This is a genomic window from Thaumasiovibrio subtropicus, assembly GCF_019703835.1.
Lineage (GTDB): Bacteria > Pseudomonadota > Gammaproteobacteria > Enterobacterales > Vibrionaceae > Thaumasiovibrio > Thaumasiovibrio subtropicus.
The window spans coordinates 2,598,184-2,612,138 of the sequence record NZ_AP023054.1; the positions used below are offsets into that span (position 1 = coordinate 2,598,184).

A 13,955-nucleotide genomic window follows, 5' to 3' on the forward strand; every position below is an offset into this window, starting at 1 on the left:
CTAGCCGACGACGTTAAAAAGCAGTAACTTGAGGTGACTTGAGTAGATAAGGGAGTGTCAAAAAACAAATAACAGCCTCCATCATCCACACAGCGATAGCAGATCAGCGCCCCTGAGGCTAAACAGGAACGTGTGCGTTGATAGATTGAAGACCATTGTTTGGCAAGGTTTACGGTTAGTCACCGCAAAGCTATGCATCGCCAGCCTTGCCAATCAGATGATGAGAGAGCGTCAACACCGGAGCGAGTTTCATCTATGGAACTGTTATTTTTGGGGACCTCTTCAGGTGCGCCAACCAAAGAGCGTAATGTCAGTGCAATAGCGCTTTGCGAAAGCCAAGGCAAAGACTGGTATCTCATTGATTGTGGTGAAGGTACTCAACATCAATTGTTACGCACCAATCTCTCTGTCAATGCCTTACGTGGCATCTTCATCACCCATGTCCACGGCGACCACTGCTACGGTTTACCCGGTTTACTCGCCAGTGCCGCAATGAACGGTCGCACATCTCCCCTCACCATCATCGCCCCGCAAGGCGTCCAAGCGTGGTTTGATGCCATTCAAACCCATACGCTATTGCATCTCCCTTACGAGGTGAGTTTTGTCACTTGTGAGGAACTACCACACCGCATGTTTGGCCAATTTGAGGTGACGGTTTCTGAGCTCTCCCATCGCGTCCCTTCTTATGCATTCGCCTTTACAGAACGAGATCAAGGCGCTCAGTTGGATACGCAAAAGCTGAAGGCTAAGGGCATTCCGGCTGGCCCCATCTGGGGAGATTTGCAGCGTGGCATCGATGTTGAATATCAAGGTATCACCCTACACAGCCGTGAGTTTTTGCAGCGTAATTTACCGCCCAGAAAAGTCGTGATCTGTGGCGACAACGACAAACCCGCCCTACTCGACGCGGTCATTGAACACTGCCACCTCTTAGTACACGAAGCGACCTACACGCATGAAATCGCTAAAAAGGTAGGCGCTCATGTGGGCCACTCCAGTGCTGAAATGATTGCTAAATATGCCCACAGCCGACAGCTACCCGCGTTGTGCCTGACACACTTTAGCGCGCGCTACCAAAGCAATATCAACCGCTCGCCATCAATTAACGATATTGAAAACGAAGCACGATCATTCTACGACGCATCACTTTTTCTCGCCGAGGACTTCGCGCGTTATGTCATTGATCGTCAAGGAGCAGTACAACGCGCCGACTAATCCCGCTTTATCACCTTCTTACCTCACCCTTCCCTCAAGTAGCCTCAAGGTGCTTGAGGGTAAGTAAGCGGAGACATCGCGTAGCAATGCGGATTCGAGTCGCCAATACAAACCTTCGTGCTACAAAAGCGACATTACTCCACGCTTCATTCCACCCTCTTCAGATCTGACTGAATAAAAAACCAACAAAGTTGCGCTAGACCACACTTTTTCCTCGACATTAATAAAAATATCCGCAAACTGTTCAATCGAGGTTATGGCTACAGCATCACCTCTCAACACAACATCTAAAAAGAGAATTAAATAAAGGAGCCAACTGTGAATCCAGTTGTAATTTCCGTGTGCGTCATGCTTGTACTCGCCTTGTTGCGCGTCAATGTCGTTGTTGCGCTCACCTTCAGTGCCATTGTCGGAGGCCTTATCAGTGGGATGTCACTGACCGATACGATTTCTGCCTTTGAAGGCGGCTTAGGCGGCGGTGCCACCACCGCGTTGAGCTACGCCATGCTAGGCACATTTGCAGTCGCTATCTCTCGCTCTGGCATCACTGACGTACTCGCCCAGTTCGTGATTAAAAAAGTCAGCGGTCAAACCAATGCAGCAGCGGCGACCGGCGTCAAGTACACCTTACTGACGGCACTACTGCTACTTGCGGTTTCTTCCCAGAACGCGATTCCTGTTCACATTGCTTTTATTCCTATTGTCATTCCCCCTCTTTTGCATGTGTTCGCCAAACTTCACCTTGACCGTCGCTTAATTGCTTGCGTACTCACCTTTGGTCTGGTCACGCCTTACATGGCGTTACCTGTTGGTTTTGGCGGTATTTTCCTCAACAACATCTTGCTGAAGAACCTCACTGATAACGGTCTGACCGTGAGTATCGAGCAGGTGCCTGTCGCGATGATTTTACCTGCGCTGGGCATGGTGGTTGGTTTGTTGATTGCCATGTTCATCAGTTACCGTAAACCTCGCCAATACGACGAATCAAAGATTCTTGCGATTGAACCTGAACACAAAGAGATTAATCTTTTCCACGTCTACGTCGCGGTCGGAGCCATTGTCGTTGCTCTTGGGGCACAACTCTGGTCAGGCTCTATGATTGTCGGTGGTTTGCTCGGATTTACCGTGTTCTTGATCTGTGGTGTGATCAAGTGGAAGGACACCCAAGATGTCTTCACCCGTGGTGTTCACATGATGGCGATGATCGGATTTATCATGATCGCCGCTGCTGGTTTTGCCGCTGTGATGAAAGAGACGGGGGGCGTCGAGTCACTGGTCCAAACGCTCTCAGATACCATTGGTGATAACAAAGGCCTTGCTGCCTTCCTGATGCTGGTTGTTGGCCTGCTTGTTACCATGGGCATCGGTTCTTCTTTCTCAACCATTCCTGTGCTAGCTGCCATTTATATCCCCCTTGCGGCAGCATTCGGCTTTTCGCCAATGGCAACCATCGCCTTGGTCGGCACCGCAGCCGCTCTGGGTGATGCAGGCTCACCAGCCTCTGATTCGACGTTGGGCCCGACATCAGGTCTGAATGCCGATGGACAACATGAGCACATTTGGGAAACGGTTGTACCGACCTTTATCCACTACAACTTACCGCTGATTGTCTTTGGTTGGATTGCGGCCATGGTGCTGTAATGCAATAAAGATCGCGTTGTGTGTTACAACACGCAGAAAAAAGGGCGTAACCACCATGGTGGCTACGCCCTTTTACGTTTGTCTTGCCGTCAATGTGCGGCAAACACATATACTACTCAGCAGCGTTCGCGTCGCGACGCTCTGCAGCTTCTTTGATCAGTGGTTGCAACTCACCTTTTTGGAACATTTCCAAAATAATGTCACATCCACCAATAAGCTCGCCTTCAACCCAAAGCTGAGGGAAGGTCGGCCATTGTGCGTAAATGGGTAGCTCGGCACGGATATCTGGATTTTGCAGAATATCTACATACGCAAATTTCTCACCACACGCCATTAGCGCTTGAGATGCTTGTGAAGAAAAACCGCAGCTTGGCAGTTTTGGTGAGCCTTTCATGTACAACAGAATGTCATTCTCTGCAATCTGCTGCTTAATTTTGTCGATGGTTTCCATAGCTTCCTCTACGACACCGTTACTTTAAGTAAACCGTCATTCTACTTGTAGCCAGCAAGAAAAAAAACGCCTAATAATAATATGGGCTTTTGAACGATTTTTTACACCATAAACCTTTAAATAAAGTAAAAACTTGCTAAACTATTTTGGTCAGTCAAAATTGATTGAGTCGGCACGTACCGATTCAACTGGAAGCAATGATCAAAAAAGGGGTTTCAACCCCACACTATGGAGAGCCGAGCGATGGCATTCGAACTACCAGCACTACCTTATGAGAAAACTGCACTTGAGCCACACATCTCAGCAGAAACGCTAGATTTCCACCACGGTAAACACCACAACACTTACGTTGTTAAGCTGAACGGCCTGATCCCAGGCACTGAGTTTGAAGGCAAATCTCTGGAAGAGATCATCAAGACCTCAACCGGTGGTGTATTCAACAACGCTGCACAAATCTGGAACCACACCTTCTACTGGCACTGCCTATCACCAAACGGTGGTGGCGAGCCAACTGGCGCGCTTGCAGACGCTATCGTTGCAAGCTTCGGTTCTTTCGAAGACTTCAAAGCGAAATTCACCGATTCTGCAATCAACAACTTTGGTTCATCTTGGACTTGGTTGGTAAAGAAAGCTGACGGCAGCCTAGACATCGTGAACACGTCTAACGCAGCAACACCACTGACAGACGAAGGTGTAACACCACTTCTTACTGTTGACCTTTGGGAACACGCTTACTACATCGATTTCCGCAACGTACGTCCTGACTACATGGGCGCGTTCTGGGCATTGGTTAACTGGGAATTCGCCGCGGAAAACTTCGCAGCCTAATTTTCTCAATGCAACGATAACGAAAGAGCCAACATTACGTTGGCTCTTTTTTTATCTCTTGTATACACACTAAATCGTCGCCTTTACTCCCTCAATCAAGGCATTTCTCGCAGCCATGTTCAACACATTGTCCCGACTCGACTCACGCAAGACCAAGGTAACTGGCCAAGCGGTTGGCGATACCAAATATTCTACCTCGCATGCCTCTATCAAGCCGCGCTCAACAAAAGGCGCTGCCGTAGAAAGAGGTAAAATCGCCCAGCTTCCCGCGATGTCACCCAATGTCTCCACCAATAAGTGCACATCACCAATACGTTGCATTTTTGACGTGTAAGTCGCCATCGTTTCTAAACCCGCCAACATATAGCTTTCCGGTACCAAACTCATTTGCTGCTGCATTATTGCCAACGGACAAGGTTGGCTCTGCAAGAGCGCACTCCCCTTCGTCACGTAAGTGGCGAAACCAAGCGAACCAATATTTATCCCCGATAACCCCTGAACCGGTTTTGAGCGCGGAGTTGTAAACTGCAAAGAGAGGTCAGCTTGTTGCGCCGAGAGTGCTTGAATAGCAACATCTTTAGTTTGAGCAAGCCAATGCACCGCCGCACGGGAGTAGTGTTGAGCGATATGCCGTTTTGCTTCAATAATCAGACTACGTGGCATAAGAGGGTCATAACTCACGACGAGTTCTTGCGCACCCAAGTCACGACTCAATCCATCAACGATGTACTGAACTTCTTGGCGCTGTGCCAAAAACGATTCCGCGTACTGCAGCAAGCGCTTGGCTTCGGGTTTTAATTGCGGGAACTTACTACTGCGATCAAATAGGGTCACATTCCAGTCAATTTCAAGGTATGCCACTAGCTGATGGACGGTGGAGCGATCTTTGTTTAAGGATCTCGCCGCTGCACTGAATGACCCTTTTTTTACTACCGCAACAAAAGCCTCTAACTGATCAAATGTAAATCCGCTCACACCAAACCTCATTTTGTTTGTAATTTACCAACATTATAGAGATGTACTGATGGATGTTACAGCCTACGATGACACTGTTGTTTAGAGCCCCACGAAAGTACTGGGGACATGTTGTTCATTCTCTGACAAGGAGCCGCTATGCGTCTTTCTCTTCTCGCTCTCGCTTTGGTCACAACGCTAAACCCAGCCTTCGCGACCCCAAACACGTCCGACTACGACCTAGTTATTTCGCAAGGTCGCGTCATCGACCCTGAAACCCAGACAGATGCCGTGTTAAATATTGGTATTCGTAATGGGCGCATTGCCACACTGTCTGAAGAGACACTCAATGGCGAACGCGAGATTGATGCAACAGACAAGATTGTCGGCCCGGGATTTATCGACTTACATACCCACAGCGGCTTACCTTTTGGTGCCTTATTGCAGCTCCGCGATGGCGTAACGACTGCGCTGGATCTCGAAGCAGGGGCATTCCCAGCCAGTGAGTACGGTAACTTCATAAAAGCCGCACCTTATTTGAACTATGGTGCATCGGTTGCTCACTTCTCTATTCGTATGAAGGTCATTGAGGGTCGTGAACATGCTTGGCTAATTGGTGAAAATGGTGCAATCGTGCCGGGTGCAGCCTTTTTTCAACAGCCTACAGACGCAGAAGTAGAACAAATGCGCGAACTACTGCATCAAGGTCTTGATGACGGTGGCTTAGGCATTGGTTTCCTACTGGACTACATGTCGCCAGCGGTCAGTGATGCAGAAATGAGAATGATCTTTGAAGTGGCGGCTGAGCGTGATGCACCGATCTGGGCGCACATTCGCCGTGGTGTTAATGGTGATATTCAACCTCTTCACGACGTACTTGATGTGGCAATTGAGACGGGCGCACCGTTGCATATCTCACACATCAACGCCAATGCTATGGGTGAAATCGGCAACTGGATGAAGGTGATCGATGAAGCAAACAAGCATGGTGCTGATGTCACTATGGAGATCTTCCCTTATACCGCTGGCTCAACATCCATCTCTGCCGATGTCTTTAATAGAGACTGGAAAACCATTTTCAATATCTCCTATGAAGATGTTCAGTGGGCAGAAACAGGTGAGTTCTTCACAGAAGAAACTTGGTATAAAACGCGTGAAGCGCGCCCAGATGGCATGGTCGTCCACCACTACATGAAAGAAGAGTGGCTGCGAGAAGCGATGGTGCACCCAGAAATGATGATTGCAACCGACGCAATGCCATCATTTAACGCAGAGACAAAAGCAGCCCCGAACGGTGCGGGCTCTTACACTCGCCTTCTCAGTGAATATGTACGCGATGAAAAAGTGATTAGTTTGAGCGACGCCTTTATGAAAGGCAGCTACTTACCTGCGCGACGTCTTGAGCAGGTGGCGCCCGTGTTTAAGCGTAAAGGTCGCATCCAAGAGGGTGCTGATGCCGACCTACTCATCTTTGACATTGATAACATCAAAAGCAACTCGGCATACACGAACCCTTTCGCTGAGGCCACCGGCTATGACTACATCATGATTGAAGGCGAAATTGTCATTGATAATGATGATCTCACCCTCGAAGCACCAGGACGCCAGTTACTCGGTACCACCTTATAAAAATCGCCACAAGGAGCCAGCCATTATCGCTGGCTCTTTTTTGAAATCACCCTCTAGACTTCAAAACAATGCCTTGCCGACAAGCATAGCGAGACCTTACTGACCACGCCTCTTGAGATGACTTAAGTACACTTGCGTTAACTGAGCTGCGTTATCGCCAGTTCATCACCTGAGATCCACTGATACCAGACTTGCTTTGCGTCGAGACAACTCTGGCCGCCAACGATCTCTTGCTTTATCTTGCCGCGTTTTTGCCAGATCACTAACATGGCATCAACCCCGTCTTGGCTCAGTGCGAACTTCCGCGCGATCACCGCACGCTCAACACGGCCTTGCTCTATCAAATACGCTTTTAGCGATTGAAGTATCATGCAAAATCCCAACTCACACGTCGTTCACCTGCCTGCTTCATCAATCGATATACGAGGATATTCAACAGGGTAAACAAACCGCACCAACTCAAACTTTGCATTGGATGCTGAGCCAGCATGCTAAGTTGGTAGCTGAACGTCGCTGCCGTATAAGCGACAAGCAGTGTCCATCCTCCGACAAAAAGCGCAAACGGACGACCAAATTCACGCACGTATGCGCCCATCGCAGCGGCACAAGGGGTATATAAAAGAATAAAAAGCAGATAAGCAAATGCACTGGCTGCCGAGAACGTTGTCGTTAGGCTACTGAAAACACTGGTATCCACCTCTTGCTCTTCAGCGACCGCGTCAAGATCATCTAACTCGCCCACATCAACGCCCAAAGGATCTCTGAAACTCAAGTCAGCCAGATTCTCACCAATGCTTGCGACGGCTTCCGATAAGCGTTCGGCCAGATTAAACTCACCTTCATTGGGCTCTTCGTCCGTAGCATATAGGCTATTCAGCGTACCAACTACCGCCTCTTTGGCAAAGATACCGGTAATAACACCAACGGTTGCAGGCCAGTTCTCTTGCTCTACCCCGATAGGTGCCAGCACTGGCGTCACTACTTGTGCGGCGCGTGAGAGTACTGAGTTTTCACTGTCTTCGTTGCCAAACGTCCCATCAGTACCCAAAGAGTTAAGAAAGCTGAGTACCGCAATAACCAACACGATCGTTTTTCCTGCACCAAGCACAAAGCGCTTCAGCTTTTGCCACGTTTTCAGCAAGACGTTTCGCGCCGTGGGCATTTCATAATCGGGCAGTTCCATCACAAAGCTATCGCTATTACCCGGATAGAGCGTTTTTCTCAACACAAGCCCCGTTAAAATAGCCGCCGAAATACCTATTAGATAGAGTAAGAACACCACATTTTGCCCACTGCTCGGAAAAAACGCCGCCGCAAACAGTGCGTATACCGGAAGACGGGCCCCACAAGACATGAAAGGTGACATCGCGGCGGCAATTTTACGCTCACGCTCCAGATCTAATGTCCGTGTTGCCATTACCGCCGGTACCGTACAACCAAATCCAAGTACCATAGGTACAAACGCTTTTCCCGGTAACCCGACTTTTTGCATCAACTTATCAAGGACAAATGCTGCACGGGCAATGTACCCTGAGCTTTCCATAATAGAGAGCGCAAAATACAAACTGGCAATGACCGGGATGAAAGTGGCAACCGTTTGAATACCAGCCCCCACACCATCTGCAAGCAAGGTCACTAGCCACATCGGCAAAAACGCATCAAAAAGATGGTGGACACCTTCAACAAAGATGGCACCAAAGGCGATATCGAAAAAGTCTATAAACGCGCTACCGATGTTAATGGCAAACATAAACATCAGATACATCATCAAGAAAAACATCGGTAGACCCCAAACCCGATGCAACATCAATTGATCAAGACGCTCAGCATTGCGTTTGCTTAGCTTCCCTTCGTGACTTCTCACTTGCAGGCAAAGATCATGAATAAAGGTATAGCGCGCATCGGCAATCGCTAGCTCAGCATCAAAATCATCAGGCAATGCTTGTCGGTATGCCTTCACCTCATCACGCTGTGATGTGATTAATCTATTCTCAATAAGACGATCATTTTCAAGCAAGTGCAGCGCCATGGATCGTTCAGGGAAAGGCAACCCAGTTACCCATGGCAGTAAGGCGTCGATCGCGTCATTCACAGTACTGCCGTAATCGAGTGCCAGCGCTTCAAGCTGAATACCCTCTGCCACACATTGATGAATACTTGCCTTTAACTGCGTGACCGCGTCTAAGTCATTGGCACTGATCGCAAATACCGGACAGCCGAGCGCATCAGACAAAGCGCTCACATCGATTCGCTGCTGTTGACGTTTCATGGCATCGACTTTGTTCAGGACCACCACCATTGGCCGACCTAACTCACGCAACTGCAAGGTTGTGTATAGGCTACGCTCCAATGAAGTCGCATCTACCACGTTTACAATCAGGTCTGCTTTTGCATCCAACACAGCTCGAGCGGCAATGATTTCATCAAGACTATTGGCGTCACTATGACTGTCTAAATGATAAATACCGGGGAGATCCGTTAAGGTAAAAAGATCCCCATGGCACACATAGTCACCGGTCTTTTTCTCGACCGTGACCCCAGCCCAGTTCCCTACTTGCTGTCGCGCTCCCGTTAAGCTATTAAACAACGTTGTTTTGCCACAGTTGGGATTACCTACGGTAAGGATTTGATAACTCATAACCTCACCTCAATCGCCGCTGCAAGTTGCTGACGAATGGCAAGATCAACACCACGAACGCGAATTTGTAAGGGATCTCCGAGAGGCGCACGTCGAATGACCGTCACATCGGTATCAGGTAGCAGCCCCATCACAGCGAGGCGTTTACGGGTTGAAGGGGGCAGATCGCTAATATCCTCCACCTTTGCGGTGACATTGCATTGTAGTTCGGTTAACTTCATTGCTCTTCCCTGAATGAGAATAATTATTATTATATTGATTATTTCACAAACAATAAAGTAACAATTTGTTTTAGGTCAATACTGACTCACTAAAATAAACACATAGCACCAATAGCATGGATTTTAATGCAACTACACTTAAATAAAGTCTAATAAACCGACCTCACACACGACATTTCGAACGCATAAAAAAGCCCCAGCGAGTAACGCTAGGGCTTGATATTCAAGGAGTGATTATTTGAAGAACGTTAGGCTTTCTCGCTAAGGATAATGCGTAGAGTACGACGCAACGGCTCTGCCGCCCCCCACAATAGCTGATCACCCACAGTAAAGGCATTCAAGAAATCGTCACCCATTGCCAGTTTACGTAGACGACCAACAGGAACAGACAGGGTGCCCGTGACTTTCGCAGGGGTTAGCTCTCGCATTGTGATGTCACGATCATTTGGAATCACTTTCACCCAATCGTTATGCTGAGCGATGATATCTTCAATTTCATCCAACGGTACGGCTTGTTTCAGCTTCAACGTTAAGGCTTGCGAGTGGCAACGCATTGCACCAATTCGCACACAAGTACCATCAACAGGGATTGGGCTATCTTGAAGACCAAGAATCTTGTTGGTTTCAACACCACCTTTCCACTCTTCCTTGCTTTGGCCATTGTCGCGTTTCACATCGATCCAAGGGATCAAAGAGCCAGCAAGTGGCACGCCGAACTCGTTAGCTGGGAAGTCTGTCGATCGCAATGTCTCTGCAACTTTGCGGTCGATGTCTAGGATAGAGGTGGCAGGATTTGCAAGTTCAGACGTCACGGCATCATTGATCACGCCCATCTGGCCAATCAACTCACGCATGTTTTTAGCGCCTGCACCAGAAGCGGCTTGGTAGGTTTGTGCTGTCATCCACTCAACCATACCCGCTTGATAAAGGCCACCTACCGCCATCAGCATTAGGCTAACCGTACAGTTACCACCCACATACGTACTCACACCAGAGTGAATACCTTGTTGAATTTGTTCAAAGTTAACGGGGTCAAGCGTAATAATACTATCTTGTTTGAGACGTAGCGTTGAAGCAGCATCGATCCAGTAACCTTTCCACCCTGCTTCACGCAGAGCCGGATAAACCTTTTCTGTATAACTGCCGCCTTGACAGGTAATGACGGCGTCAAGCTGCTTTAGGCTCTCAATATCAAAAGCATCTTGTAACAGACCCGCATCTTTACCATAGTTAGGCGCTGGAATCCCTACTTGAGAAGTCGAGTAAAATACGGGCTCGATGACATCAAAATCACCTTCTTCTACCATACGCTGCATCAACACGGATCCAACCATGCCACGCCAGCCGACTAAGCCTACTCTCATCATCGCTACATCTCTCCCTGTAATTTGTATTGACCAACAGACATAATCGCTAATTCACTTCGCAAAAACAAGCGATAAAGCGCATTTCTCACGGGCTTTTTCCCAGCCCATTTATTGGCGATTCGGCACCAAAACAGTCTCTCAACATGCAGACAACAATTTTCGCCTTCAGAATCTTGCTGAACCAACGCTGAATCGACAACTGTAAAAAACAGCCAATTGCCGCCAACTTTTTTTCCACACGGTTGTTTTCATACATATTCACCAGAGAAACACCTGCCTTACAACCGCAACAAAAATATAAAAATCATTAATTTAGAATAAACTACAAACAGACATAGTTACGCTAAAAAACACTGTGTAAAGTTAGCTATACGCATGAAATCCATCAATAATTAACATTTCAGTAGCACAATTTGACCCCGATCAATTCATTCCCTCGCTCAATGAGGAAAATAGACCTCAGCTTTTTGGTGTTCAGGGAATGAATCAAAACGACACGCAGTCATTACCAAAACTAATACCCCTATTTTAACACCCAGAGGTTTTACTATGAGTAATGCTGCAGAGAGCAAAAAGGTCACTATCGGTGCCTATATAGCTCTGGCTTTCGCTTTCGTTTTCTTCTCAGGCGCGCTGCAAACCAATGAATGGTACGGTGTATTCGACTTCACAACATTGAATGGTGCGTTCGGCACCATGGCAAACAATGTGACTGCTGGCGCAGATGGAGCGATTGAAGTCACTAAAACCACAATGCGCGGTGCTGGCGGTTTCGGTGCCCGTGATGGTTTCTTGTTCGCACTTACTCTAGTGCCAACGGTTATGTTTGCACTTGGTGTCATCAATGTCCTAGAGCACTTCGGCGCCCTAGACGCTGCACGTAAACTGCTCACTCCACTACTACGTCCACTTATGGGTGTTCCTGGCGACACTGGCCTAGCGCTGATTGCCTCTCTACAAAACACCGATGCTGGCGCATCAATGACGCGTCAATTGCAGGAAGAAGGTAAGCTGACACAGCGTGAAACTGACGTCTTTGCGATGTTCCAGTTCTCAGCGGGTGCGACCATTGTTAACTTCTTCTCTTCAGGTGCAGTGCTATTCACGCTTACTTACGCAAATGGTGATCAAGCAGTAACCTCATCTATCGGTCTTGCTGTGATTGTTATGTTTGCGATGAAGTTTGTTGGTGCAAATATCTTCCGTTTCTGGTTACAGATGACTGACAAGAAAAAATCAGCTAACACTCAAGAGGAAGCAGCATAATGGCACAATCTAAAATGATTACTGACATCTTCGTTGAAGGTGCGCGCAAAGGCTGGAACATCTCAACTTCTAGCACAATTCCTAACGTAATGATGGCATTCATCATCATTGCTATCTTGAACCTGACCGGTGCACTTGATGCGATGGGTGTGCTATTTGCACCAGTCATGGGTATCTTTGGTCTACCAGGTGAAGCTGCGGCAGTGCTAATCGGTGCTTGGATGTCGATGGGTGGTGCAGTGGGTGTAGTTATCTCGCTATTCGATGCAGGTATCCTCGACGGCAGCCATGTTGCAATCCTAGCACCAGCAATTTACCTAATGGGTTCTCAAGTTCAATATCTAGGTCGTATCCTAGGTGTAATCGGCACAGAAGGTCGTCACTACATCCCAATGATTGTGATTTCAGTCTTCAATGCCTTCATTGCGATGTTCATCATGAACATCCTAGTGTAAAGCCCGTATCATTCCTTTCAGGGCGGTTCGCCGCCCTTCTTCAAATGCTATTCAACTTTGCGCCCTAGCGCGTAAGTGCATTCACGAATGCTAAGAGGATCTAACATGAATTTCTCTCTCCAAGATTACCTAGAAGAACTTCGCCCGCTGATCGATGTTGACTGTGGTACGTTGACCAAAGAAGGTCTCGAAGTGATCGCAGGCCGTATGGCTGCAAAATACGAAGCAATGGGTGGTTGGGATATCAAAACCGTCGATTGTGGCATTGCAGGCCCAGGTCTTGAGATTCGCAATAAACCAGAAGCTGAAAGCATCGATGTTTTGCTTATCGGCCACATGGACACCGTATTCCCAGTCGGGACAGTGGCGGCACGTCCAATGACAACCGATGAAGAAAATGCCTACGGTCCAGGTGTGGCAGACATGAAATCGGGTCTGCTGAACATCGTTTATGCAATGCGTAACCTTGATAAAGCCGTGCTAGACAAAATGTCTATCTGTATCTGCATGAACCCAGATGAAGAGATCGGTTCTTTGCATTCACAAGATTGGTTGATTGACGTAGCGAAAACCGCCAAGCACGTATTAGTGGCTGAAGCGGCACGTGCCGATGGCTCGCTAGTGAAAGCGCGTAAAGGTATGGCTCGCTATAAAATGACCTTCAACGGTAAAGCCGCACACGCAGGTAACGATCCAGAGAATGGCCGTAGCGCAATTACCGAGATGGCAAACTGGATTCTTGCGATCAATGAAATGACCAGCTTCGAATCAGGTACCACTCTCAACGCTGGTGTTGTGAAAGGCGGTGCGGGTGCGAACATTGTGCCAGATCTTGCCGAGCTTGTTGTCGATGTTCGCTTCTGGGACAACGATGAGTACGCAGACGTCCACGAAAAACTGACTAACATGGTTCCTTTCGTTGATGGTGTAACCACTGAAATTGTCCGTGAAGCACACAAGCCTTCTATGGTTCCTTCTGAAAAGACGGAAGTCTTGATGGGCCTAGTAGAAGAAGCGGGCAAAGATGTTGATATCGATATCACATGGCAAGCCGTAGGCGGGGGCTCTGATGCCAACCTTACCGCAGTATTGGGCGTACCAACACTGGATGGCCTAGGTCCAGCAGGTGCTAAGATGCACGGCCCAGACGAGTACTTAGTGCTTAACACCATTGAGCCACGTATTCGCCTACTCATGCGTGTACTTGAGAAGATTGCTGAGAAGTAACCTCGAGGAAAATGCGACGACTTGCCACCTGTTGCAAGCAGACATAAAAAACGCCGACAGCAA

13 protein-coding genes are annotated in these 13,955 nt (G+C 48.1%); 7 read left to right on the forward strand and 6 right to left on the reverse strand.

Features of this window, described 5'->3' with window-relative positions; translation table 11 throughout:
- Positions 1-255: 255 nt before the first annotated feature.
- Both TSUB_RS11445 and TSUB_RS11450 read left to right on the forward strand, forming a co-directional pair.
- Positions 256-1,215, forward strand: a complete 960-nt coding sequence (locus tag TSUB_RS11445; protein ID WP_087022623.1) for a ribonuclease Z — start codon at positions 256-258, stop codon at positions 1,213-1,215.
- Positions 1,216-1,533: 318 nt separating this feature from the next.
- On the forward strand, positions 1,534-2,856 hold the full coding sequence (locus TSUB_RS11450) for a Na+/H+ antiporter family protein (RefSeq protein WP_087022627.1): 1,323 nt from the start codon (positions 1,534-1,536) through the stop codon (positions 2,854-2,856).
- 112 nt (positions 2,857-2,968) lie between these two features.
- Here TSUB_RS11450 and TSUB_RS11455 read toward each other — a convergent pair whose 3' ends face one another.
- Positions 2,969-3,307 carry a Grx4 family monothiol glutaredoxin gene (locus tag TSUB_RS11455; RefSeq protein ID WP_087022630.1) on the reverse strand — a complete coding sequence of 113 codons (339 nt, stop codon included), beginning with the start codon at positions 3,305-3,307 and terminating at the stop codon, positions 2,969-2,971.
- Between the two features lie 243 nt (positions 3,308-3,550).
- Here TSUB_RS11455 and sodB point away from each other — a divergent pair, with 243 nt between their 5' ends.
- A complete protein-coding gene (gene sodB / locus TSUB_RS11460; protein WP_087022633.1) occupies positions 3,551-4,135 on the forward strand; it encodes a superoxide dismutase [Fe] in 585 nt (194 codons plus the stop codon).
- Positions 4,136-4,204: 69 nt separating this feature from the next.
- Here the strand turns inward: sodB and TSUB_RS11465 are convergent, their stop codons facing one another.
- The gene (locus TSUB_RS11465) at positions 4,205-5,110 is read right to left on the reverse strand and encodes a LysR family transcriptional regulator (protein WP_159064938.1); all 906 of its coding nucleotides are present in this window, start codon (positions 5,108-5,110) and stop codon (positions 4,205-4,207) included.
- Between the two features lie 138 nt (positions 5,111-5,248).
- On the opposite strand from TSUB_RS11465, the gene TSUB_RS11470 reads away from it, so the two are divergent.
- Positions 5,249-6,718, forward strand: coding sequence for an amidohydrolase family protein (locus TSUB_RS11470; RefSeq protein ID WP_087022638.1), 1,470 nt, complete (start codon positions 5,249-5,251; stop codon positions 6,716-6,718).
- Positions 6,719-6,855: 137 nt separating this feature from the next.
- On the opposite strand, the gene TSUB_RS11475 is transcribed toward TSUB_RS11470, so the two are convergent.
- From TSUB_RS11475 to asd, 4 genes are all read right to left on the reverse strand, one after another.
- A complete protein-coding gene (locus TSUB_RS11475; protein ID WP_087022641.1) occupies positions 6,856-7,089 on the reverse strand; it encodes a FeoC-like transcriptional regulator in 234 nt (77 codons plus the stop codon).
- Positions 7,086-9,356: a Fe(2+) transporter permease subunit FeoB gene (feoB, locus tag TSUB_RS11480; protein ID WP_087022645.1), complete on the reverse strand. Its 2,271-nt coding sequence runs from the start codon at positions 9,354-9,356 to the stop codon at positions 7,086-7,088. Before feoB ends, TSUB_RS11475 begins: the two co-directional genes overlap by 4 nt.
- Entirely contained in the window at positions 9,353-9,577 is a 225-nt protein-coding gene (locus TSUB_RS11485) for a FeoA family protein (RefSeq protein WP_087022648.1), read from the reverse strand. The genes feoB and TSUB_RS11485 overlap by 4 nt, the downstream gene beginning before the upstream one ends.
- Positions 9,578-9,825: 248 nt before the next feature.
- Positions 9,826-10,944 carry an aspartate-semialdehyde dehydrogenase gene (gene asd, locus TSUB_RS11490; RefSeq protein WP_159064939.1) on the reverse strand — a complete coding sequence of 373 codons (1,119 nt, stop codon included), beginning with the start codon at positions 10,942-10,944 and terminating at the stop codon, positions 9,826-9,828.
- 549 nt (positions 10,945-11,493) lie between these two features.
- Between asd and TSUB_RS11495 the strand changes: the two genes are divergently transcribed.
- The 3 genes from TSUB_RS11495 to TSUB_RS11505 all read left to right on the forward strand — a co-directional run bounded on the left by TSUB_RS11495 (position 11,494) and on the right by TSUB_RS11505 (position 13,892).
- Positions 11,494-12,210: a nucleoside recognition domain-containing protein gene (locus TSUB_RS11495; RefSeq protein WP_087022651.1), complete on the forward strand. Its 717-nt coding sequence runs from the start codon at positions 11,494-11,496 to the stop codon at positions 12,208-12,210.
- Entirely contained in the window at positions 12,210-12,665 is a 456-nt protein-coding gene (locus TSUB_RS11500) for a YjiG family protein (RefSeq protein WP_087022654.1), read from the forward strand. The genes TSUB_RS11495 and TSUB_RS11500 overlap by 1 nt, the downstream gene beginning before the upstream one ends.
- 105 nt (positions 12,666-12,770) lie before the next feature.
- Positions 12,771-13,892 carry a M20 family metallopeptidase gene (locus TSUB_RS11505; protein WP_087022657.1) on the forward strand — a complete coding sequence of 374 codons (1,122 nt, stop codon included), beginning with the start codon at positions 12,771-12,773 and terminating at the stop codon, positions 13,890-13,892.
- Positions 13,893-13,955: the final 63 nt, after the last annotated feature.

Excerpts from the sequence above, each read along its gene's own strand:
- TSUB_RS11445 (WP_087022623.1), top strand. The coding sequence starts at position 256 with ATGGAACTGTTATTTTTGGGGACCTCTTCAGGTGCGCCAACCAAAGAG.
- TSUB_RS11455 (WP_087022630.1), bottom strand. The coding sequence starts at position 3,307 with ATGGAAACCATCGACAAAATTAAGCAGCAGATTGCAGAGAATGACATT.
- sodB (WP_087022633.1), top strand. The coding sequence starts at position 3,551 with ATGGCATTCGAACTACCAGCACTACCTTATGAGAAAACTGCACTTGAG.
- TSUB_RS11470 (WP_087022638.1), top strand. The coding sequence starts at position 5,249 with ATGCGTCTTTCTCTTCTCGCTCTCGCTTTGGTCACAACGCTAAACCCA.
- TSUB_RS11475 (WP_087022641.1), bottom strand. The coding sequence starts at position 7,089 with ATGATACTTCAATCGCTAAAAGCGTATTTGATAGAGCAAGGCCGTGTT.
- feoB (WP_087022645.1), bottom strand. The coding sequence starts at position 9,356 with ATGAGTTATCAAATCCTTACCGTAGGTAATCCCAACTGTGGCAAAACA.
- TSUB_RS11485 (WP_087022648.1), bottom strand. The coding sequence starts at position 9,577 with ATGAAGTTAACCGAACTACAATGCAATGTCACCGCAAAGGTGGAGGAT.
- asd (WP_159064939.1), bottom strand. The coding sequence starts at position 10,944 with ATGATGAGAGTAGGCTTAGTCGGCTGGCGTGGCATGGTTGGATCCGTG.
- TSUB_RS11495 (WP_087022651.1), top strand. The coding sequence starts at position 11,494 with ATGAGTAATGCTGCAGAGAGCAAAAAGGTCACTATCGGTGCCTATATA.
- TSUB_RS11500 (WP_087022654.1), top strand. The coding sequence starts at position 12,210 with ATGGCACAATCTAAAATGATTACTGACATCTTCGTTGAAGGTGCGCGC.
- TSUB_RS11505 (WP_087022657.1), top strand. The coding sequence starts at position 12,771 with ATGAATTTCTCTCTCCAAGATTACCTAGAAGAACTTCGCCCGCTGATC.